The sequence below is a fragment of the Paraburkholderia sp. HD33-4 genome (assembly GCF_021390635.1).
Classification (GTDB): Bacteria; Pseudomonadota; Gammaproteobacteria; order Burkholderiales; family Burkholderiaceae; genus Paraburkholderia.
The window spans coordinates 605,609-628,505 of record NZ_JAJEJS010000001.1 but is presented as its reverse complement, the minus strand read 5'-3'; the positions used below and the strand labels follow the sequence as shown (position 1 = coordinate 628,505).

The 22,897-nt window shown below is 65.8% G+C and carries 19 protein-coding genes; 6 read left to right on the top strand and 13 right to left on the bottom strand.

Going from position 1 to position 22,897, the window contains the following annotated elements; translation table 11 throughout:
* Positions 1-8 precede the first annotated feature (8 nt).
* The 10 genes from L0U84_RS02845 to L0U84_RS02800 form a co-directional block, all read right to left on the bottom strand.
* Positions 9-2,252: a polysaccharide biosynthesis tyrosine autokinase gene (locus tag L0U84_RS02845; RefSeq protein ID WP_233847545.1), complete on the bottom strand. Its 2,244-nt coding sequence runs from the start codon at positions 2,250-2,252 to the stop codon at positions 9-11.
* A gap of 49 nt (positions 2,253-2,301) precedes the next feature.
* Positions 2,302-3,444, bottom strand: coding sequence for a polysaccharide biosynthesis/export family protein (locus L0U84_RS02840; protein WP_233847544.1), 1,143 nt, complete (start codon positions 3,442-3,444; stop codon positions 2,302-2,304).
* 40 nt (positions 3,445-3,484) lie between these two features.
* A complete protein-coding gene (locus L0U84_RS02835) occupies positions 3,485-4,870 on the bottom strand; it encodes an undecaprenyl-phosphate glucose phosphotransferase (protein WP_233847541.1) in 1,386 nt (461 codons plus the stop codon).
* A 54-nt stretch (positions 4,871-4,924) separates the two neighbouring features.
* Positions 4,925-6,526, bottom strand: a complete 1,602-nt coding sequence (locus tag L0U84_RS02830; RefSeq protein ID WP_233847539.1) for a sugar phosphate nucleotidyltransferase — start codon at positions 6,524-6,526, stop codon at positions 4,925-4,927.
* Between the two features lie 90 nt (positions 6,527-6,616).
* Positions 6,617-7,612 (bottom strand): GlxA family transcriptional regulator, encoded by a 996-nt coding sequence (locus L0U84_RS02825; RefSeq protein WP_233847537.1) that lies wholly within the window; start codon positions 7,610-7,612, stop codon positions 6,617-6,619.
* Positions 7,613-8,828: 1,216 nt separating this feature from the next.
* Positions 8,829-9,983, bottom strand: coding sequence for an IS110 family transposase (locus L0U84_RS02820; protein WP_233847535.1), 1,155 nt, complete (start codon positions 9,981-9,983; stop codon positions 8,829-8,831).
* A gap of 229 nt (positions 9,984-10,212) precedes the next feature.
* Complete coding sequence (locus L0U84_RS02815; protein ID WP_233847533.1) at positions 10,213-11,715, bottom strand: MFS transporter; 1,503 nt, start codon at positions 11,713-11,715, stop codon at positions 10,213-10,215.
* 61 nt (positions 11,716-11,776) lie between these two features.
* Positions 11,777-13,030: a CaiB/BaiF CoA transferase family protein gene (locus L0U84_RS02810; protein WP_233847531.1), complete on the bottom strand. Its 1,254-nt coding sequence runs from the start codon at positions 13,028-13,030 to the stop codon at positions 11,777-11,779.
* Positions 13,027-14,043, bottom strand: a complete 1,017-nt coding sequence (locus L0U84_RS02805; RefSeq protein WP_233847530.1) for a hydroxymethylglutaryl-CoA lyase — start codon at positions 14,041-14,043, stop codon at positions 13,027-13,029. Before L0U84_RS02805 ends, L0U84_RS02810 begins: the two co-directional genes overlap by 4 nt.
* Before the next feature lie 311 nt (positions 14,044-14,354).
* The gene (locus tag L0U84_RS02800) at positions 14,355-15,248 is read right to left on the bottom strand and encodes a LysR substrate-binding domain-containing protein (protein ID WP_233847529.1); all 894 of its coding nucleotides are present in this window, start codon (positions 15,246-15,248) and stop codon (positions 14,355-14,357) included.
* Between the two features lie 194 nt (positions 15,249-15,442).
* Here L0U84_RS02800 and L0U84_RS02795 point away from each other — a divergent pair, with 194 nt between their 5' ends.
* Together L0U84_RS02795 and L0U84_RS02790 are read left to right on the top strand one after the other, a co-directional pair.
* Complete coding sequence (locus L0U84_RS02795; RefSeq protein WP_233847528.1) at positions 15,443-16,096, top strand: LysE family translocator; 654 nt, start codon at positions 15,443-15,445, stop codon at positions 16,094-16,096.
* 300 nt (positions 16,097-16,396) lie between these two features.
* Positions 16,397-17,185, top strand: a complete 789-nt coding sequence (locus L0U84_RS02790) for a sulfite exporter TauE/SafE family protein (RefSeq protein ID WP_233847527.1) — start codon at positions 16,397-16,399, stop codon at positions 17,183-17,185.
* A gap of 24 nt (positions 17,186-17,209) precedes the next feature.
* Here the strand turns inward: L0U84_RS02790 and L0U84_RS02785 are convergent, their stop codons facing one another.
* Complete coding sequence (locus L0U84_RS02785) at positions 17,210-17,458, bottom strand: hypothetical protein (RefSeq protein ID WP_233847526.1); 249 nt, start codon at positions 17,456-17,458, stop codon at positions 17,210-17,212.
* A 351-nt stretch (positions 17,459-17,809) separates the two neighbouring features.
* Positions 17,810-18,154 (bottom strand): BON domain-containing protein, encoded by a 345-nt coding sequence (locus L0U84_RS02780; protein ID WP_233847525.1) that lies wholly within the window; start codon positions 18,152-18,154, stop codon positions 17,810-17,812.
* A gap of 371 nt (positions 18,155-18,525) precedes the next feature.
* On the opposite strand from L0U84_RS02780, the gene L0U84_RS02775 reads away from it, so the two are divergent.
* The 4 genes from L0U84_RS02775 (at position 18,526) to L0U84_RS02760 (ending at position 22,147) form a co-directional block, all read left to right on the top strand.
* Complete coding sequence (locus L0U84_RS02775) at positions 18,526-18,750, top strand: hypothetical protein (protein WP_233847524.1); 225 nt, start codon at positions 18,526-18,528, stop codon at positions 18,748-18,750.
* Positions 18,751-18,754: 4 nt separating this feature from the next.
* On the top strand, positions 18,755-20,158 hold the full coding sequence (locus L0U84_RS02770; protein ID WP_233847522.1) for a TAXI family TRAP transporter solute-binding subunit: 1,404 nt from the start codon (positions 18,755-18,757) through the stop codon (positions 20,156-20,158).
* Between the two features lie 159 nt (positions 20,159-20,317).
* Entirely contained in the window at positions 20,318-20,974 is a 657-nt protein-coding gene (locus tag L0U84_RS02765; RefSeq protein WP_233847520.1) for a 2-hydroxychromene-2-carboxylate isomerase, read from the top strand.
* A gap of 201 nt (positions 20,975-21,175) precedes the next feature.
* Positions 21,176-22,147 carry a LysR substrate-binding domain-containing protein gene (locus L0U84_RS02760; protein ID WP_233847518.1) on the top strand — a complete coding sequence of 324 codons (972 nt, stop codon included), beginning with the start codon at positions 21,176-21,178 and terminating at the stop codon, positions 22,145-22,147.
* Positions 22,148-22,252: 105 nt separating this feature from the next.
* On the opposite strand, the gene xdhC is transcribed toward L0U84_RS02760, so the two are convergent.
* Complete coding sequence (xdhC, locus tag L0U84_RS02755) at positions 22,253-22,891, bottom strand: xanthine dehydrogenase accessory protein XdhC (RefSeq protein ID WP_233847509.1); 639 nt, start codon at positions 22,889-22,891, stop codon at positions 22,253-22,255.
* Between the last annotated feature and the right edge of the window lie 6 nt (positions 22,892-22,897).

Genomic DNA, 22,897 nt, shown 5'->3' with positions numbered 1-22,897 from the left:
CCGTGCCTTCAACCGGCAATGCTGTCGTAGCCGTAATAGCCGCCCTGATATCCCGAACCGAGAAACGCGGCTTCCTGCGGCACATCGGTCAGCATCACGCCACGCATTGCCACACCGCCATTGCGCAACCGTTTCGCCGTCTCGATGATCTCGTGCAGCGGCTGACGGCCGTGGCGCACCACCAGCAGCGTGGTGCCCGCGTATTTGCCGATCAGCGTCGAGTCAGTCACCGCCAGCACCGGCGGCGTATCGACAATAACCAGGTCGTATCGTGGCTTCAGTTCGTCAAGCAACATTTCGAAGCGTTTGCTCATCAGCAGCTCGGCCGGATGCGTCGGCAATCTGCCCTTCGGGATCACGTCGAGCCCGGGCAGCACGTCGTGCTGGATCGCCGTGGCGAGATCTGCGCCGAGCAGCACGTCGGAGAGCCCCGGCTGGTGCGAGATGCCAAAATGCGAATGCACGTCGCCGCGCCGCATGTCGCCGTCGATGATCAGCACGCGCTTGTTCGCCGACGCGACCAGCGTCGACAGATTCACCGACAGGAACGACTTGCCCGCATCGGGCCGCGAGCCGGTGATCATCACCACGTTGTTGGCTGCGTGATCGAGCGACAGCTGCAGCGAAGTACGCAGATTGCGCACCCCTTCCACGGCGAGATCCCCGGGCGCCTGCTGCGCGAGCACGTGCTGCCCGCGGCGGCGGTGCGCCACGCTCTGCTGCAGGCGCAGCTGGGTCTGGCTGCGCGGCACGGCCGCGAACACCGGCACGCCGAGGATCATTTCCAGGTCGTCGGGCCGCTCGACCCCGCCGCGCATCGCGCGCTTCAGGACGATCAGCAGCAAGCCGAGCGCGAGTCCGCCGCCGAGCGAGATCAGGATCACGAACATGCGCCTCGGCCGCACCGGATCATCCGGCACTTCGGCGAAGTCCACCACGCGCACGCCGCCCACCTGTCCCGCCTGCGCGACCCGCAGCCGCTGCACGCTGCTGAGCAGACTCGTGTAGAGCTCGGTGTTCACGTGCACGTCGCGCTGCAGACGCAGCGCGGTCTGCTCGGTGTCCGGCATGGTCGAGACGCTGCGGTTCATCGTGCCCTGCGCGCCCTGCAACGCGGCGATCTGCGCGTCGAGCGCGGCGACCGTCGGATGGTTCGGCGTAAAGCGCTGCAACAGCTGCGCACGCTGCTGCTGCAGATCGAGCAGCTTCGTCTTGTTGTCGACGATCTGCTGCAGCAGCAGTTTGCTCTGCTCGCCGAGATCGACGCTGCCATGGGTATTGCGGAACTTGCCGTAGCGCTCTTCCGCGTCGTCGAGCGCCTTGCGCACGTCGGCGAGTTGCTGTTCGAGAAACGTCAGGGTGTGGTCGGACTCCGTCGAACGGCTCGCGAGGTCCTGACGCACGAACTGGTGCGCCACGTTGTTGACGATCGCCGTGGTCAGCGCCGGGTCGGGGCCTTCGAGGCTCACGCGGATCACGCCGGAATCTTCCGCGGTTTCCTGCACCACCATCGTCTTCGCCAAATGGTTCACCGTGCCGAGCGTGGACGCGCGCGTCAGCTCGAAACGCGAGCCGGGTGCGCCGACCAGGCTGTCGACGTGCAGCGTGATCGGGCCGACCGCGGTATCGGTCTGCACGGTTTCGCCGACACGCCCCGACAGGATCGCGCTGCCGTGAGGATCGCGCAGCATGAAGGTGTTGTCGGCGCCCGCGACCAGCGTGAAGGTCTCGCCATACAAGTCCTTCGTTGTGTCGAAGCGCGACACCGCGATGCTCTCGTTGCCCCACGCGAACCCGGACAGGTTGATGAACGACGGCAGCCTGAACCACCAGCGCCCGTTCACGAGTCCCGCGATCTTCTTGCCGAGCACCGGCAAATAGCGCGGCTTCGCGGTGATGTCGAGGTGCAGCGCACGGACTGCCTCCTCGGTGACCAGACGCGACTTCAGAAGCTCGATCTGCGCGGACGTCGACGGCTTCGAATCGTACCCGCCGGGAAGCGGCGACGCCGCATCCCGGCCGTTCGAATTGACGTTCGCCGCGTTCGACGTCCTGTCCTCGACATGAAACAGCACGTCCGCACGATAGACCGGCGGCGCGAGGAACGCGTACGCGCAACCGAGCGCGAGCGCGATCAGCGTCACCGTCAGGACCGTGCGCCAACCGCGCACGATCGTGCGGACGTAGTCCGACAGATGCAACTGCCCCGGTTCATACACGCCGGCGTAGCGGTTTTCGTAATTGATCGCCATGTTTCCACCCAACAAGGCCTGCCGGTTCTGATATCGCGTCGCGCCTACGTCACTTCGTCAACACGACGCCCGTCACCGCCGCGTTGATCGCCGGCAACAACAGGTTCAGCACGCGGTTGAAGCGGACCAGACCGCCCTGACCGACGTACACGATGTCCTTCGGCTGCAGCTCGAACTGGTTCGCGAGCAGCATCGCCACCGGCGAGGTCGCATCGAGGTGATAGATCTGCGGCGAATCGCTGGTCGAATTGCGGATCACGAACAGTTGCTGCCCCGAGGCCGTGTTCGAGTCGAAACTGCCGCCGTCGGAGATCGCCTGCGACAGCGTCAGCGAGCCGTTGCGCAACGGCAGCACCGTAGCCGGCTTGTTGACTTCGCCCATCACGTAGACGCCGGCGTCCTCGCGCGCATTCACGCGCACGGTATCGCCCGGTTGCAGATAAATGTCCGACGGATTGCGGCCGCGCTTGACGAGGTCGTCGATGTTCAGCCGATAGGTCGTGCCGTTGCGGATCAGATCGACCCGGCTGCGATCCGCGGTCGAGTTGAAGCCGCCGCCCAGGCCGATCGCGTTCGTCAGCGACATCGGAACATCGTTGATCGATTGCGTGCCCGGCGTGCGCACTTCGCCATCGACATACACCGTCGCGTTACGGAACGACGCGGCGCGCACCGTCACCTCGGGCTTCTGGTACACCTTGCCCAGCCGCTGATTCAGCTCGCGCTGGATCTGCGAGACGGTCATGCCAGCAACGTGCATCGTGCCCGCATACGGAAACTGGATGTTGCCCTGGTCATCGATCAGGAAGCCCGGCATCGCATCGCTGGTGCGCGCATTGGTCGGCGGCTGGCCGAGCGCGGCAGCGAGTTCCGGGTGATCCCACACGACGATCTGCAGCACGTCGCCAGGGCCCAGCTTGTACGGCCCCGGCTTGCCGAACAGCGCCAACGTCTCCGGCGGCAGCTGGGAAGCTTTCTGGTCGTCGCCCAACTTCTTCAGCAGCTCCAGATTGATATCGGTAATCGGGATCTGCTTCTGCTGCGAAGCTTCGGTACTGAATTCGCCACCTGTGTCCTGAAGCGCAGCCGGCGTGATCATCCGTTGTCCCGGTACGATTTGGCATCCGGAAAGCAATACTGCTGCACTAGCGAAAACCACAAGACTTCCTGTGCGAAAACCAAGTGAGCTCATGATCTTTACTCCTTCGCCCCGAGGCGTTGTTATTGACTTTCTAGTAAGCGTTTCGATGCACCAGTCCGGCGACAATCGTCGCGCCGATGATCCGCATGTCGAGTGCGAACGACCAGTGACCCAGGTAGTACAGGTCATGTTCGACGCGGCGCTCCATCTTCTCGATGCGGTCGGTCTCGCCACGGAAGCCGTTGATCTGCGCCCAGCCCGTGATTCCCGGTTTGATCCGGTAGCGATTGATATAGCCCGCGACCACCTTCTGATAGAGGTCGTCGTGCTCGAGCGCATGGGGACGCGGTCCTACGACCGACATGTCGCCACGCAACACGTTGAAAAATTGCGGCAGCTCGTCGAGGCTCGTGCGGCGTAGAAACGCGCCCACTTTCGTCACGCGCTTGTCGTTGCGCGTCGCCTGGCTCAAGACGCCCTTCGCTTCCGTATGCACGCGCATCGAGCGGAACTTGTAGATCGTGAACACACGGCCGTCCGCGCCCTTGCGCTTCTGTTTGAACAACACCGGTCCGCGCGAGGACAGCTTGACCGCGATCGCGATGCCGAGCAGCAGCGGCGCGAGGGCAACGATCGCCGCTGCCGCGAACAGCCGGTCGAAAATTTCCTTCTTCAGCATCGCGTTGGCCGACAGCGGCGACGCGACCAGATTGATCGCCGGCACGCCCAACAGATCGACCACGCCGCTGCCTTCGAACAGCGCATGGCTGCGCACGTCCGGCATGAAGCGGATATTCACCAGGTCGTCGCGGAACTCGTCGATCAGCGAGCAGATCAGCGGTTCCTCGGAAAGCGACAGCATCAGCCATAGCTCGTGCACGTCGTTGTTGCGGATGTAGTCGGCCAGCAGACCGACGCGATCGAACACCGGCACGCGCGGATTCGTCACGGCGGAGTCGTCCGGGCGCGCGTTGTAGACGGCGGTCGCGCGAAAGCCCGCGCTCGGCGCCGACTCGATACGGCGCAGGATCGCATCGCACTGCGAGCCGTTGCCGACGATTGCGACCTGATGCAGGTTCATGCCCGCGCCGCGCGCCCGCGCGAGCACCGCGTGCGTGACCAGCCGATTCGCGATCAGCAGCCCACCCGTCGTCGCGGTCCAGTACGAGAACCACAGCCGCGACACGAAATCGATGCGATGCAGCGAGTACATCAGCACGAGCGCGCAGGCCTGCACGATCAGCCACGCGAGCGACACCTGACCGGCGAGCCCGAGCTTCGAGCGACCGCGCCACGATTCGTAGACGCCGAACGCGGGGAAGATCGCGAGCGCGAACGCCGCCGAAAACATCACCAGCACCCAGTAGAAACCCGACGGGCCGAGATAGTCGAAGCGGATCCGTGACGCCACGGCCGCACCCGCCAATACCAAAGCGAAATCAAAAATCCGCGCGATCAGATCCTGAAACTTGCGCATTTTGCTTACCTCGTTCTGCCTTTCCTGTTCGCAAATGGGGCGTGCATGCGCTGCCTATGGGCAGCGACCGTAGTTGTCGTTGAACCTCACGATGTCGTCTTCGCCGAGATAGGTACCCGACTGGATCTCGATGATTTCGAGCGGCACCTTGCCCGGATTTTCCAGGCGGTGACGCGTGCCGAGCGGAATGTAGGTTGATTCGTTTTCGCTGAGCAGGAACTGCTCTTCGCCGCGCGTGACGAGCGCAGTGCCGCGCACGACTACCCAATGCTCGGCGCGATGATGATGCAGCTGCAATGACAGCTTCGCGCCGGGCGTCACGACGATGCGCTTGACCTGGAAGCGCTCGCCGTGATCGATCGAGTCGTAGAAGCCCCACGGGCGCCGTACCTTGCGGTGCGCGTCGGCCTCCGGCGCGTGCTGCGCCTTGATGCGCGACACGAGCCCCTTGACGTCCTGCACATGCGAGCGATCCGCCACGAGCACCGCGTCGGCGGTCTCGACCACGACGACGTTCGTGGTGCCGACGCACGCGACGAGCCGGCCTTCCGAATGCGCATAGCAGGACACTGCGCCTTCGAAGGTCACGCGGCCGCGGCCGGCGTTGCCGTTCGGGTCCTTCTCCATCGCGGCCCATACCGCGTCCCACGAGCCGAGATCGGACCAGCCGGCTTCGAGCGGGATCACGACGCCCGGGGGAATCACCGCGGCCGGGCTTTGCACTTGCGTATCGTTGGCCGCCACGCCTTGTGTTTCGGCGCTGCTCGCGCCGTCGTCCTGCGCCGGCCGCGGCTCGCTCAGATGCTCCATCACCGCGTAATCGATCGAATCGGCGGGCACCTCGACGAACGCGTCGTGCGACGGCCGGAACACCTCGCCCTCCTGCTTGCCGCTCGCGAACGCGCTTGCGCACGGCGCATGCATGTCGGGCCGCAGCGACGCGAGCGTGTCGAGCCACACGCGCGCACGCACGATGAAAATGCCGCTATTCCACCAGTAGGTACCCGCGCTCAGGTATTGCCTCGCGATTTCCTCGGCGGGCTTCTCGACGAACCCGTCGATCGCATGGCCGCCGGCGGGCAATGCCGCGCCGATGCGGATATAGCCGAAGCCGGTATCGGGACGCGTCGGCGGCACGCCGAGCGTCGCGATCGCGCCCTCGCTCGCGTGCTGCGCCGCGCACGCCAGCGCGCGCTGCAGCGCGGGCACGTCGGCGATCGCGTGGTCGGCCGGCATCACGATCAGGATCGCGTCGTCGCCGGCCGCGCAAGCGAGCGATGCAGCGAGCGTCAGCGCCGGCGCCGTGTCGCGGCGCGCGGGCTCGACGATCAGCCGCGCGGCGACGCCGTTTTCGCGCAGTTGCTCGGCGATCACGAAACGATGCTCCTCGCCGCACACGACGATCGGCGATGCGTCGACGCTCCAGCCCGCCGGGAAGCCCTCCAGCCGCCGCGCGGTCGCTTGCAGCAGCGAGTCGGAGCCGACCACGTCGATCAGCTGCTTCGGGAAGTTTTCGCGCGACACCGGCCACAGCCGCGTGCCCGAGCCGCCCGCGAGAATGACCGGGACGATGTACGCGCAGCGCGCCCCAGCCACCCCGGCGCCTGCGCCGTTCGGCTCGACGGATCGTGCGCTCACACCTGCCTGCGTCAACATATTGGCAATCCTTATCGATCAGCAAGGTACGACAACCAGCGAACCCGGCCCCGCATGTGTTGCGCGGATGCCGGATTGGCCCCGTCTGCGCTACTCGCCCGCCATGCGGCGGCTTTGAATCCTGAACTCGGTCGGCGAAATCCTCATCCGCTTGCGGAACACCTTCGCGAGACGATCGCCATTGCCCATGCCGGTGCGACGCGCGATCTTGTCGACCGGCAATTCCGATTCGGTCAACAGGCTGCACGTCACCGCGAGGCGCTCATGCAGCAGGAAACTCGACGGCGTGATACCCATTTCCATCTTGAAGCGGCGCAGAAAGTTGCGCTCGCTCATCGCCGCGACCTGCGCGGCATCCGCAATCGATATCGCCTGCTGGCAGTTTTCCTGCAGCCAGCGCGCCGCCGCGCGAACCTTGTCGCCGGGACTCATGCCGCCGTCCTCGCCGAGCAGCGGCGTGAGGTTCGCGCACGAGTCGGACAGCAACCGTTCGGCAGCCGAGCGCGCGGTCGCGTTGCCCAGGTCGCGCTTGATCATCGCGAGCGCGCTGCGCATCGATTCCAGCCGGTCGCTGAGTTCGACGACGCCTTGCTCGGCCGCGCGCGAGCCATTCGTGGTCAAGCCCGGCTGACGCATCTCGCTGCCATCCTTCTCGTCGGGCAGGGCAGCCGCATCGAGCACCGTGCGCCCTTCGGCGATCGACCGGATCATCGCGGTGTTGCGACGCACGCGCCGCAGCCATCCGAGGAGCCGCTCATCGCGCGCCGCCGACGCCGCGCCCTTGCCGCCCGCCACATAAAGCGCGTCGAAGCCGCCGTAATGGCGCGCGTCGAGCCCGTCGGTCCACACGCGCAAACCCGACGACGAAGTCACCATGCCACCGGCGGCGGACAAGAACGACACGTCGTACGCCCACGCGCCCGAACCGGAAGTGGCGAGCTCGTTGGCAGCCTGGAACACCTCGGCGATCACGCCCGCTCCCTGCAACGAGCAGTCGTTGAACAACAGAATCGCGACACGACGCACGCCCTTGCTCGGCGCATGCACCCAGCGCAGCATTGCAGACTCGATACTCGCGCAGGTCATAGTCATCCTCTCGACAGGAAACGATCTACTACACCTTTATGACCACGCACAATGCGAACTCCGCGCAGTGCATCATAGCGACCGCCTCCGGCACTCCGCCGCCATGTCCGAAAGTGCAGACATATTGGCACTATGAATACGTGATCAGCCAGTGCAATTCGGCAATACGGAAACGACCGTCTTTTCAACGAATTAATCGTCTATCCGCATATCGTTGAATATGCACTTGCGAATCTTAATGCAGTTTAAAAAATGAATGCGTACGCCAGCGCACACTGCGGGACTACTCGAAAAACGGCGCACCTTCGCTTTATCCACCCGCCAACACGTATTTAAAAAGTATTTCTTCGCTTGGATTAGCCACTGACGAGTGAAATTTACCTCACCCTCAGGAGCATGCCTCGCCTCATCGGCAACTTTTCGTGACCGTACGCGCAAGCGCCGCACGACCGACCCTTGCGCCATTCAATACAAGCACTCACCGCGCCAGAAAAGATTATTTAATCGATTTTTATTGGCGAGTGGAATATAAAAGCGGCGATTAACGTTTCAAACCTGAAACATGGAAATCGGAAGGCTTCAGCGCCCCCGCAATAGGCGGGCCAATGGCGGAATAGGTCGGGTGCGACCCGGTGCATTTCCGCCAGGCGATTGCGGAAATGCACTATCGGGTTTTCGCAAGGGTAGTCGCCCACAGCGAACGAAGTCTGCCATCCCGTCACGCGATGATGGCGATACGCACTGAAAACGCGCCGCGTAATGGCACGATGCGACGATAGTTCGGCGTCGACTGACAGGTTTACGGCGGGCAGACGCACATAGAAGTGATCCATGTACGGGTTACGATGCCCCCGACCAACGCGCTGGAACCGCACACATGAACGGCATTTCATGGATCACGCTTCTATGAGCGGGACTTCTGTCAAGATCCCTTTTCCCGAAATTTCCATAACCTGTCTGACCTGTGTTTGGTCCGAAGCCGCCTTGCGCTCGTGAGAAGAACCAGCATCCCCACCGCCTTCTATCCGCTGGCGTGTCACCAGCCTTATCCTGCATGCGCGTTACGCCGGAATCATTCGTCCGGGAACAGGCCCCATCTGAAAGTATTCGGTTGCTTCAGCAACCCAGTGTGACCACGGGCATGTTCACTTCGACCATGTTTGCTACGTCACTGCCTGGCCAAACCTTTATCTCCTTTCTTGCCAAACTTTAGGGCTTATGTGGACTTCAGCTGTGCGCCGTCGGGGATGACGCCGTCTTTCAGATAGCGCCACAGTGCAATGGCAAGACGTCGTGCGACCGCGACGATGGCGATGCGTCGCGCGCGTCGGTTCGGTCCCGTACCCAGTGTGCGCTGGTCAAACCATTTCGCCAATGCGCTGCCGGGCTGGTAGCGCAGCCAGCTCCATGCGATTTCGATCAGCAGCGCGCGTACCCGCCGGTTTCCCTGTTTGCTGATTCCCTGGTCGACCTGGCTTTCGCCGCTATCGTAGGGCTGCGGCACCAGCCCGACGCACGCGCCGACTTCCCGGCGGTTGTTGAAGTCCCGCCAGAACAGCTCGAGGGCAAGGCGAGAAGCGCCTACTTCGCCAATCCCCTGCAAGCGCGCCAGCGCATCGCAACGCTGGCGCGCGGGTGCTGGTACGTTTGTTTGTCGCGTCTTCTCCAGGGTCGCAAGTTGCTGTTCGACGAGCGCGAGCCGTTCGCACTCGCGCAGTAACCGCTCACGCAGCTCGTGCGGTAACGGAGCTCCGTCGTGGCAGCGCACTTCCTCGCGTTCGAGCCGCTTGGCGAAGGTACGGTGATCGACCGCATCCCAGCAACCTAGCGTGACCAGGAGCTTGCGCATCCGGTCGCGATGCTGCAGCACTTCCTTCTGCAGTTGGCCGCGCTCGCGCATCAGTTGGCGCGAAGCCTCATCCTGCGGTGACGGCACGTGCACGACGTGCATGCGGTCGCGCTCGCCGCGAAGCCATGCGCGCAGATTAATCACCAGCTTGATTACATCGAGACGGTCGGTCTTCGCACGCCGCCTGTGACGTTCAACCGGGGTGCTGGCCGGATCGATGACGTAACACTCGATGCCATGCACCTGCAGCGCGCGATAGATCCAGAACGCGTCCTGCCCGGCCTCGTAGTTCACAACGGTGCGCACGCCGGCCGGCAGCGACCACTTCTCCTTGTGCGCCTCGATCAGGTCGAGGACCGCCTGCAGACGCGCCGCGGCCTGTGGTTGTGCGAGGGTGTGCACGGCTGGCTTCTCGCGCCGGCCGTCGTGAAGCGCGACTTTCCATTTGGCCGCTGCCAGTTCCAGCGACACTGCCAGCACGAGTACGTCACCATGACCCGTGTATGCCTGATCGGTACGCATGATGTTCTCCTGTGAGCAAACCTCGGCAAGCTGATTTTAGGCGTCAGCACTTCGAAGCCCTCGCTTCATAGGATCTGATACTGGCCACGATGATCGGCGGATTCCTGTTCGCCATGATCGGCGCGGTGCTGCTCGCGCTGCTGCTAGGCAACGTGTCGGACCGGCTGTCGAGCAACGACGAGACGCGCCAGGACTCCTAGAGCCCGTTATCAGCGCGAACACGCGCTGGCTAGTTCGAAAGATCCTCGAGCGCGACATCGCGCGTCTTCGGCCCCAGCGTACCGATCGCGACCATCACGACCGCCATCGCGCCGGAGATGAACACGAACACGCCGTTCACGCCGAAGCGGCCGAGGCAGGCGGCGATCACGAACGCAGAGAACATCGCCGAAATCCGGCTCCACGAATAAACGAAGCCGACCGCGCGCGCCCGGATGCCGGTCGGAAACAGTTCGGCCTGGTACGCGTGGTAGCTGTACGAAATGATGTTGCCCGCGAGCACGAGACACACGCCGAGGCTGACCAGCAGCACCGTCTCGCGCGCCTGGCTGAATGCGAGCCCGCACACGACGTTGACCGCCGCCATGAAGATGATGACGGTCTTGCGCTCGAAGCGATCCGCGATCAGCAGCCCCAGCAACGGCCCGAGCGGCGCCGCGATCGCGATGATGCTCGCGTACATCAGACTCGTCGTTACCGTGATGCCCTGCTTGATCAGCAGCGTCGGAATCCAGTTCGCGAAGCCGTAGTAGCCCATCGTCTGAAACACGTGAAAGATGATCAGCATCAGCGTGCGCTTGCGATACGGCGGCACCAGCAGATCGCGAAACGCGGCCCGCGCGCGCACCGGTTCGGGTAGCGCGGGCTCGGGCAACGGCAGGCCGCATTGGCGCTGATACTCGCGCGCGACGCGTGCTTCGAGACGCGTCATGACCGCGTCGGCTTCGGCGAGGCGGCCCTTTTGCGCGAGCCAGCGCGGGCTCTCCGGCAAGCCACGGCGAATCCACCACACCACGATCGCGCCGATCGCGCCGATCAGCACGACCACACGCCAGCCGTCGAGGCCGAACACGCGTTGCGGCACCAGCAGATACGACAGGAACGCGACGATCGGCACCGCGCAGAAGCCGACCGCCTGCGAGCATGCCGAAGCGCGCCCGCGAATGTGCTTCGGCACGAGTTCGGAAATGTACGTGCCGATCGTGACGATCTCGACGCCGATGCCGATCCCCGCGATGAAGCGCCAGCAGTTCAAGCCGAGCGCCGTGTGCTGGAACGCCATCACGACGTTGGCCGCCGTGTACCACAGCAGTGACCACGTGAAGATCGCGCGCCGGCCGAAGCGGTCGGCGAGAAAGCCGCAGGCCGCCGTGCCGATGAACAGGCCCGCGAACAGCGCGGCGATGAAACTCGCGACGCCGCTGGTGCCGAACAGGCCGTGCGTCGTCGCGGTGAGCAGCCCGATGTGCACGAGCCCCGGCGCGATGTAGCCGGAGTACATCAGGTCGTAGAGCTCGAAGAACATGCCGAAGCTGAGCAGCATCACGAGTTGCCAGATCGTGCGAGTCGCGGGCAGCCGGTCGAGCCGCGCGGAAATGCGCGCGCCTTCGAGCGCGACCGCGCCGGCGCGGCCGGATGCGGCCGCATCGGCGCCCGCGTCCGTAGGTGAGCCATCGAGCGCGCCGGCATCGCCGAGCGCCGTTGCGTACACCGCCTGATTCGACGATTTCATCGTCTGTCTCCAGAATTTTTGGTCTATTGCCCGTTGCAACGGATGAAGCGCGGCACGACGCTCATGCAGCCGCGCGCGGCGTCGGCGATTGCACGCCACCGCCCAGCTCCGCGATCCGCGCATCGTCGAACCCGAGTTCGCGCAGCACCTCGACGGTGTGCTCGCCGATCTTCGCGATCGGCAGGCGCGGCCCGAGCCGCGCACCGTCGATCGAAATCGGCAGCAACGGCATCGCGGTTTCGCTGCCGTCGTCGAGCGTCAGCGGCACGAGGCCGCCGCTCGCGTTCAGGTGCGGATCGTCGAACAGTTCTTCCGGCTTCGTAATCGACGCGAACGGAACGTGATTGCGCTCGAACAGCGGCGCGAGCGTCGCGCCGTCGAAACGGCTCAGGCTTTCGCCGAGCGTCTGCAGCAGCCAGCCGCGCGCGAGCACGCGATCGTTGTTGGTCGCGAGGCGCGCGTCGGCGAGCAGATCGTCGCGCTCGAGAATCGCGCACAGCGCACGCCACTGCGTGTCGCCCGTCGCGGCGATGAACATCTGCTCGCCATGCGCGAGCGTGAACACGTCGTAGACGGCCCACGCGCTGATGCGCTCGGGCATCGGCGCGGCGGCCACACCGGTCGCCGCGAACTGCTGCATGTGCTGCGCGGAGAGCAGCACGCAGTTCTCGAACAGCGCGCTTTGCACCTCCTTGCCACGACCGCTCGCGTGCCGCTCGTGCAGCGCGGCCAGCACGCCGATCGCACCGAACATGCCGCCCATGATGTCGTTGACCGAGCTGCCCGCGCGCAGCGGACGGCCTACCGGTCCGGTCATGTACGCGAGGCCCGCCATCATCTGCACGACTTCGTCGAGCGCCAGACGATGTTCGTACGGACCATTGAGAAAGCCCTTGTGCGACACGTAGATGAGCTTCGGATTGCGCTCGCGCAGCGTCGCGTAGTCGAGGCCGAGACTCGCCATGCGGCCGGGTTTGAAGTTTTCGACGAATACGTCGGCGCTATCGACGAGTTGCTTCAGCGCGGCAAGACCGGCTTCGCTGTCGAGGTCGAGCGCGACGCTCTTCTTGTTGCGATTGAAGGTGCGGAAAAAGCCCGCGCCGGTGCCGAGCAGCCGGCGCGTGCCGTCGCCGCGCGGCGGCTCGACCTTGATCACTTCGGCGCCGAGGTCGCCGAGAATCATGCCGCAGGTCGGACCCATCACCATATGCGACAACTCGATCACGCGGATGCCCGCGAGCGGCAACGTGCCCGGTTGCGGTGAAGAGGTCGGCGACGAAGACGAAGCTGAGGTAGCGGAGGAAAGCGGAGTCATTGCGGCACCTGCTGAACGGAACGATGAGAATCAGGCAAAGCTTCGGAGTGCCCGGCGGCTTCGCGCGCAACCGGTTGCGCGTGCGCGAACTGCTTCGGCAATCCCGCGCGCGCGAGATAGCCATAGAGCGGCTCGCCCGGCAGCGCTTGCTCGAGCACCGCGCGCGATGCGAGCAGCCGCGCGATGTCGATACCGGTGTCGTAGCCCATGCTGTCGAGCATGAATACGAGGTCTTCGGTATTGACGTTGCCGGTCGCGCCCGGCGCATGCGGACAGCCGCCGAGACCGGCCAGCGACGCATCGAACTCGCGGATGCCGTGGCGCAACGCGACCAGCGTGTTGGCGAGCCCGAGGCCGCGCGTGTCATGGAAATGCAGCGAGCGCAGCCGAGCGCCCGCAACGTCGCGCACCAGCTCGATGACCTCGCCGACCTGGCGCGGCGTCGCTTCGCCGGTCGTGTCGCCGAGCGCGATCACGTCGGCGCCGGCCTGCACCGCGGCGCGCGCAATCGCGGCGATCTCCGCGTAGGGCACCGCGCCCTGCAGCGTGCAGCCGAACACCGTCGACAAACCGGCGATCAACTCGACGCGGCGGCCACCTGCTGAAGACCCGCCGTCGATCAGCTCGCGCATCGCGGCGAACGCGTCGATCATCTCGGCGGGCGTCTTGCGCACGTTCGCGAGGCTATGCGCGACGCTCACCGAAATCGGCGCGACGATGCGCTGCACGCCGGCGTCGAGCGCGTGCTGCGCGCCCTTCAGGTTCGGCACCAGCGCGCTCACGCTCAGATCGTCGTAGCGACGGGCGTGGGCGACTACTTCGGCGGCGTCCGCCATTTGCGGCAGCAGCCTGGCCGGCACGAACGACGCGACTTCCATGTGGCGCACGCCGGCCGCGTAGGCGGCGTCGATCCAGCGCCGTTTGTCGTCGGTGGACATGATGCGGGCAATGCTTTGCAGACCGTCGCGCAGACCGACTTCGGTCACGACGACGCGCTCGCGGGTTTCATTCATCGGTTGGAATCCTGAGTCGTGGACGCGAGCCTGGCAGGCTCGTTGGATGGAACGGAAGCGCTAACTGGATCACAGCGTGCCCGCATGCCGGCGCGCGGCAAAGTCTGCTTTGACGACGCGCACCATCGCCGCTCGCGATGGCCGCTCAGGTAGATGGGGCGGGCTTTGGCGCTCGCCTGGGTGAAATGCTTAGGGGTTTGTCTGGAGAAGTGGCGAACGGAGTTGCCGGGGTACGTGTAGAGGGCTCCCGGTACGGGAGACCAAACGGAGACCAAACAGAGACCAAACGGACATCAAACGCGCCGCCCGTCTTACATCGCGTCCAGCAGATGCTCGAGCAGGCGCGCGGCGGCTAGCGTCAACGCCGCGCGATCGCGCATGCAGATCACGAAGCGCCGCTCGGCCCACGCCTCGCGAAGCGGCACCGCGACGATGCCGTACTCGTCGGCGGCATGGCGCGGCAGCGCCTCGCGCGGCAGGATCGCGACCGCGAGACCCGCCTGGATGAAGCGGAAGGCGGCATCGAAAGTCGACACATAGGTGCGGTAATTCAACTCGCTGCCCTTCTCCAGCGCGATGCGCTGCATCAGCGCATTGACCGACGCATTCGATGCGAGCCCCAGATGATCGAACCCGAGCGTCTGCGCGAAGCCGACTTGCGTCTCGGCCGCCAGCGGATGCGCGCGCGGCACGATCAGCGCGAGATGGTCGGCGCGATACGGCAGCGTGTCGAGACTGCCGAGCGGCACCGTGTCGCGGCAGATGCCCAGATCGGCGACGCCCTCTTCGAGCCCGCGCACGATGTCCGCGCTGACGCGCTCCTCGACATCGACGCGAATCGCCGGATTCGCCTGCAAAAACGCCGACAGCGCCTCGGGCAGAAACTCCACCATCGACGACACGTTCGCCAGCACGCGCACATGCCCCCGCGCGCCGGCCGCATATTCGCTGAGTTCGGCCTGCAGGCGTTCGTGGCCGCGCATGATGAGCCGCGCGTGGCGCAACAGCGCTTCGCCGGCGGCGGTCGCGCGCACGCCGCGCTGGCTGCGCGACAGCAACGCGACATCGACGAGCGCTTCGAGATCGGCGAGCCGCTTGCTGACCGCCGACGGCGCGATGAACTCACGCTCGGCCGCGCGCGCGATCGTGCCTTCCTCGCACACGGCGATGAACAAGCGCAGCGTCACCTGATCGATTTGCCACATCGGCGCAGCGGACTCATGAGTTGGGAGTGGGGAAAATTATGCCCTGAGGACGGCGGGCGCTGAAGTGGGTTTGGGCTGTCTACGGCTGACTCGTCCCCGCCCTTGCCCGCGACTTTCGGTCTGGCTATGCTGGCGGGTGCGCCGGCATCCGCAGACGGCTGCGCCAACCAGAACAACCGCTCGAGAACCTGCTCATGTCCACCACCAGTCTGTTTTTCACCTCTGCCGGCGTCGGCCTCGCGATCGCCGCGCCGGTCGGCCCGATGGGCATGCTGTGCATCCGCCGCACGCTGACCGGCGGCCCGCGCGCGGGACTCGCGATCGGCTTCGGCATCGCGAGCGGCGACGCGGCCTACGGCCTCATTGCGGCGCTCGGCCTCGTCGGCATTTCGCAGTTCATGCTCGCGTACGATCGCCCGCTGCATCTGCTCGCGGGCCTGTTCCTGCTGTATCTCGGCGTGCGCGCGCTGCTGCAGAAGCAGCCCGCCGAAGCCGCCGACGGCAACGGCAACGGCAATGGCGACGGCAAGCTCGCGCAGATCGGCCGCGCCGGCGCGCTGCGCGCATACGCGAGCGCGCTGCTGCTGACGCTAACCAATCCGCAAACCATCATCATGTTCGCCGCGCTGTTCACGACGCTCGCGCCGCGCGGCGCGTTCTCGCCGGCCATCGCGCTGACGACGGTCGGGGGCGTGTTCGCCGGTTCGATCGCGTGGTGGTGCTGTCTGGTAACCGTGGTGTCGCTCGCGCGTCATGCGATCGGCAGCAGGCTGCGCGTCGCGATCGATCGCGTGGTCGGCATCACGCTGGCGGCGTTCGGCGTGGTCGAAATCCGCCGCGCGCTCTGAGCGGCACCCGGCACGACCTGCGATACCCGGCGCCGGGCATTCCATATGGGCCCCGGCGCCGTATAGCGCGCACTCGCTTTGCAGGCCTCGAACGGAGCCGACCACAAGCCCCGGCGCACTTGCCCTGAGTGCGAGCCGCACGCAGGCGCGGCAGTTTTGCGACAATAGCGCCTTTCGCCGCACCGGCGGCGGCCGACGCGCCCCTACCGCGCACCGCACGCCGCCGCACCAAACCGCCCCGGCGCGTACGCCGGCCTTGCCGCCCAACCCTTCACCCGCGCTGCGTCAGCTGTCCGCTCAATGGCTCTACCCCACATCGATCTGCTGTACTCCGTCTCCGGCCTGTTCGTCGGCTTTCTGGTCGGGCTGACGGGCGTCGGCGGCGGCTCGCTGATGACGCCGATCCTCGTCCTGCTGTTCAAGGTGCACCCTGCCACCGCGGTCGGCACCGACCTGCTGTACGCGGCCGCCACCAAGGCGACCGGCACGCTGGTGCACGGGCTGAAAGGTTCGGTCGACTGGCAGGTCACGCTGCGCCTCGCGGCCGGCAGCGTACCCGCGGCGACCATCACGCTGATCCTGCTGCATCGCTACGGGATGGACACGCCGGGCGCGGGCCGGCTGATCCAGGTCGTGCTCGGCGCGGCGCTGCTGATCACCGCGGTTGCGCTGGTGTTCCGTCCGCAGCTGGCGGCGCTCGGCGCGCGCAAGCAACGCACGCCCAGCCAGGCACGCACGCTCGCGCTGACGATGCTGACCGGCGCGATTCTCGGCGTGCTGGTGTCGCTGACGTCGGTGGGCGCGGGCGCGATCGGCGTGACGGTGTTGTTGCTGCTGTATCCGATGCTGCCGACCACGCGCATCGTCGGCTCCGACATCGCGCACGCGGTGCCGCTGACCTTGCTCGCGGGTGCCGGACATTGGCTGCTCGGCTCGATCGACTGGTCGATGCTGCTGTCGCTGCTGGTGGGATCGCTGCCCGGCATCGCGATCGGCAGCTATCTGGCCTCGCGCGCGCCCGACGCGCTGCTGCGCAATCTGCTCGCGGCGACGCTGACGCTGGTCGGTGTGCGGCTGGTGTTGTCGTGATGTGCCGCAGCCCGCAACCCGCGTCTATTTGAAAAACCGGCAGGTCAGATCCGCCTCGAACTGCCGGACCCACTTGCCGTGGCGGTCGCGATACGACTGTGACCAGCCGCCGCGCCGCACGGTGACGAGCCGCTCGTGCGCCGGCTCACCGGGTGTCGCGCTCGCGCTGATGTCGAAATGCGCGGGCGCGAAACCGTGTCTTGCGCACACCAGTTCGAATGCCGCGCGATCGCCGATCGGCAGATCGATATAGCGATACTGCGTGGTTTCCATGACCTTGGCTCCCCGTACCCTTCTCGTCACAGTACGCCCCGCGATCCGTCGGCAATGTGTCGCAGCGCACGAATCCGCGGCGGCCGGGCTCCGCTAAGGACTCGTACGTGCGGCAAGCCGCATTGCTGCGGCCCCGCAAACCTCGCGAAGTGCCAGGTGCCAGAGCGGCGGCGAAAAAAAAAGCTCCGGCGATCACGCCGGAGCCTTGAGATTGATAGATAGTTCTCGCGACGCGATGCAAGCGCGGCGTCAAACCGTCTACGCGACGCCGATGACGGCGCCCATGCACCACGCCGATGCGCACCACCGCGCGACGCGGCCGTTGCGGCGCCGCGCGCACACGCGCACCGCTTACTGCTGCTTCGCCGTCAGCTTGTTCGTCACCGACGTCACGCCCTCGACGCCTTTGGCGGCTTCGGCGGCCTTATCGGCCTGGCCCTGGTCCGGCACCGTGCCGGTCAGCGTCACGGCGCCGCCGCGCACGCGCACAGCGATGTGCGACACGTCCAGACCCTGGGTCTTGGTCAGCGCGTGGCGCACTTTACGGTTGAGTTCGTGATTCGCTGCCTTGCCGGCCTTGACGGCGGCTGCCGCCGACGCCGTATCGGTTGCCGGAGCGTTTTGGGCGTAGACGCTGCACGCCATCACCATCGCCACAACCGGACCCAGTGTTTTCAGAAAACCTACCGTCTTCATAGCTCTCTTCTCCTTGGTTTCACAGTGGACCGCATGAACAAGCGGCTTCGTTACGACTAAGGGCGGGCGTGATCACGGGAAACGCTCGTGAGCGACGGCCGTCAACGGCTGTGCACGATGTGCAAGAGGCGAGAGAGGCTGGTTACCAGCAACCGGTAACCGTCAAACCGCGAAGTCCGCCGACGCACCCGGTTCTTGTCCGTCTTGCCGGGATCGCGCCGCAAACGTTGGATCGCGGTGAGCGATGCCCAATTTAATCTAGCCGGGACAGAAGCGCAAAGGGTTTAGCACGCGGCGTGGCGTGCCGACAGCGGGCGCGTGATGCGTGCCGGATAGGGGCGCATCACGCGCCGTGGTCGCGCGAAATTTGCATGGGCACCATGCCGGTGCTCAGGCTGGCGCACATTGCGGCGCCCATCGCGGCGTTCACTGCAGCGCTCACCATTTGTTACGCGTTTGTCGACATGACGCGCGGCTACGCGTTTCGCGGCCGCGCCAATCTCAGGTACCATCGGCGCGACGCGTGGCGGCGCACCGCCGCGCGCCGCCACGCCGCTTCGCGCATTCGAGCCCGATCGACCGCCGCTTTCAGATGACCCGATGAAGCCTGACACCGGCCGCACCCGCCCTACCCATCTCGTCGCCCGTTTCGTCGCGATCTCGTGGCGCGACCTCGCGGTCTCGTTCGGCCCGCTCGTGCTGCTCGTGATCGTCGCGATCTGGGCCGCCGTGCGGCTGATCCAGCCCGCCCCGCCGAATACGCTGACGATCAGCGCCGGCCCCGAGGGCAGCACGTTCTGGATCGCCGCGCAGAAGTACAAGGCGATCCTCGCGCGCAACCGCATCACGCTGAACGTGCTCGCCTCGCAGGGCTCGCAGGAAAATCTGAAACGGCTACTGGACCCGAAGGCGAACGTCGACGTCGGCTTCGTGCAGAGCGGCGTCACGCCCGCCGGGGTCGACAAGAACAAGGACCTGATGTCGCTCGGCAGCGTCGCTTACGTGCCGCTCGCGATCTTCTATCGCGGCGCGCCGGTCGACTGGCTGTCCGGGTTCAAGGGCGAGCGCCTCGCGATCGGCCCCGAGGGCAGCGGCACGCGCGAGCTTGCGCTCGCGCTCCTGAAGGCCAACGGCATCGTGCCGGGCGGTCCGACCCAACTGCTGCCGCTAACGGGCGACGAAGCCGCCAACGCGCTGATCGACGGCAAGATCGACGCGACCTTCCTCGCCGGCGATTCGGCGCAGCCGGCCGTGATGGGCAAGCTCTACCGCACTGGGAACGTACGCTTCTACGATTTCACGCAGGCCGACGCGTACACGCGCCGCTTTCCGTACCTGACGCAGCTGAAGGTGCCGATGGGCGCGTTCGACCTCGGCAAGAACCTGCCGGCGAACTCGATCAATATCATCGCGTCGACCGCCGAGCTGATCGCGCGCGATTCGCTGCATCCGGCGCTGTCCGATCTGCTGATCGAGGCCGCCCGCGAGGTGCATGGCGGCGCGACGACCATGCAGCGCGCCGGCGAATTCCCCGCGCCGGTCGCGCACGAGTTCCCGCTTTCCGACGACGCCGCGCGCTACTACAAGTCTGGCAAGAGCTTCCTGTACCGCACGCTGCCGTTCTGGATCGCGAGTCTCGCGGACCGCCTGCTGGTGATCGTCGTGCCGCTGATCGTGCTGCTGGTGCCGGCGCTGCGCGTCGTGCCGGGCTTGTACGCGTGGCGCGTCAAGTCGCGCATCTATCGCTGGTACGGCGCGCTGATCGCGATCGAGCGCGGCGCGCTCGGCGAACATTCGGCGGAAGAACGCACGTCGCTGATCGAGCGGCTCGACACGATCGAAGACTCGGTCAACGGCATGAAGATGCCGCTCGCGTACGCGGACCAGTTTTACGTGCTGCGCGAGCACATCGGCTTCGTGCGACGGCGGCTCACGGAAAGCCGCGACACCCATGGCGGGCTGGACGAGGCCGACGAGCCGGCGGCCGATAAAGTCAAAGGCTGAGCGCGCTGACGACCCCGCCGGAACCCGCCCCCCGGGCCTGCCACCAGGGGATATCGACCGGTGCAAGCCGGGACCGCACCGCGTAAGATCGCTACAATTTTGATGAGATAACGGACGCCCCTTTCGCGTCGTCCGACACAGGCAATCCGGGAGACATTTATGACCGTTGGCATCGACGCCCAACAGCCGCTGTGGTTTTACGACTTCGTCTCGCCGTTCACCTACCTGTTGCTCGAGCAACACGACAAATGGCCCGGCTTCGACTTCGCGTTCACTCCGGTCGTGCTGAACGATCTGTACCGCCACTGGGGCCAGCGCTCCGCGTACAGCGTCCCCTCCAAGCGCACCTTCATGTACCGGCACGCGCTGTTTCGCGCGGAGCAGCTCGGCATTCCGTACAAAATGCCGCCCGCCCATCCGTTCGATTCGATGAAGCCGCTGCTGCTCGCGACCGCCGCGAGCGGCGACGTGCAATTCGTGCGCGAGATTTTCCGCTTCATCTGGCGCGAGGGGCGCGACCCGTCGAGCGACGAAGCGTTCGACGAACTGTGCGAGCGCGTCGGCATGCCGGACGGCCGGGAACTGATCCAGGCCGAAACCGTGAAGGCGCAATTGCAGCGCAATACCGCCGACGCGATCGACCTCGGCGTCTATGGCGTGCCGACGTTTCGTCTGAACGATCAACTATTCTGGGGCGAAGACGCGCTGCCGATGGTGCTGTACTGCGCGCGCACGCCGAACTGGCTCGAATCGCGCGAGGTCAAGCGGATCAGTACCCTGCCGTGGGGGCTGGCGGACAAACCGGCATCGGCATAACCCGGCGGCGGCAGCAGGCCGCCCCTGGTTGCGGCTTCGGTCCGAACGACTCGACGCCGGCGAGCGCCGCGCTGATGCCGGCCATACCGCGCCCGCTATGCCGCCGAAGCGCAAACGGGCCTAAGGTTATAGGCTTTCGCACCCCACGCGCAGGCCGCGCGGCGAGCTCATCGGCTGCGCCCGCGCCACCAAGCTTCGATCATGGACGACACCGCCGCCTCACTCGATATCTGGCTCGTGCGCGTGCTGCGCACGCTGCTCGTCGAGCGCAGCGTCACGCAGACCGCGTTGCGGCTGAACCAGACCCAGCCGGCGATCAGCACCGCGTTGCGCAAGCTGCGCGAAACGCTCGGCGATCCGATTCTGGTGCGCGGCAAGTCGGGCATGGTGCCGACCGAATACGGCGAGTCGCTGCTCGCGGCCGCGCAGCGCGTGCTGCGCGATGTCGATTTCGTCGCAACGCCGCACGGCGACTTCGATCCGGGCCGCTCGCGCCGCACGTTTCGCGTTGCCGCGCCCGACTATCTGAACGACTTCTTCATGCCGACCGTGATCGCGCGATTTCGCGAAGCCGCGCCGCATGCGCGGCTCGAAATCGAATCGCTGGGGCCGCTGCTCGATCATTCGTCCGCGCTCGACACCGGTGAACTCGATCTGGTGATCGGCAACTGGCCGAAGCCCGATCCGCGCTTCGAGCGCAGCGACCTGTTCGCCGATACCGTCGTGTGCATGATGCGCGCGGACCATCCGCTGACCCGCGAGCCGCTCACGCGCGACGCCTATCTAGCCGCGCCGCATCTGGCGCCGACACCGTACAGCGGCGCGCGCGGCGGTGCGATCGACACCGGCTTCGCGCGTGCGAAGGCGAGCCGGCGCATCGTCGCGACGCTGCCCTACTTCGGGCTCGTCGCGCAGACGCTGCTGCAATCGGATCTGATCTTCACGACGACGCGGCGCTTCGCGATGCATTACGCCAGCATGTTGCCGCTCGCGGTCGTCGACGTGCCGATCGCGTTTCCGCGCATCCGCTGCTATCAGTTGTGGCATCCGCAGCCGGATCGGCCGAGCGATATCAGCTGGCTGAGGACGTTGATGTCCGAGGTGTCGGGTGAACTGGTCGCGCGGAAGGCGCCGCGGGCGAAGGGGCAACGGCGCGTCCGATCGCGCTCGTAGCGGCGGCCGCAACGGCGTCCGAGAGAACGCCTGAAACAAGAAGGGGGACGGCGCGTGAGCCCCGTCCCCCTCGAACACTCGCGCAAACACGTTGCGCCATCCGGCCTAAACCGCGATCTGCTCCGTTGCACGGGCATGGCTCGTGGCCTGTCCCAAAGCATCAACCGTCGCGGCCTGCCGTGTCCTCATTCGCAGCAACTGCGCGCACACCGCAATCGCAATCGCGGCGGGTGCCTTGTCGACGATCCCTTCGACACCGATCGGGCACGTCATGTCCGCAAGCCGCTCCAACTCGACGCCTCGTTCGAGCAAACGCCGCTCGAACTTCACGCGCTTCGTCTTCGAGCCGATCATGCCGAAGTAGCTGAAATCGCGCCGCCGCATGATGCGCGCGGCGAGCGAAAAATCGAGCGCATGGTTGTGCGTCATGACCAGGAACCACGCGCCGGGCGGCGCCGCGTCGACGATCGCGTCGGGCGTGTCGGTCGCTTCGACCTGCACGTTGGGCGGCGTTTCGTCGGGAAACAGCTCGTCGCGTTCGTCGACCCACTGGACCACGCAAGGCAGGCTGCCGAGCAGTTGCACCAGCGCATGACCGACGTGTCCCGCGCCGAACAGCACGATATGCATCGGCGCCGGCCGCGGCGCAGGTTCCGACGCGGCGCAACGCCGGCCGATCCGCACCGGTGCGCCGTCGTGGATGACGCTCGTGCCGTCCGGATAATTATTCAGGCGTGCTTCCATATCGCG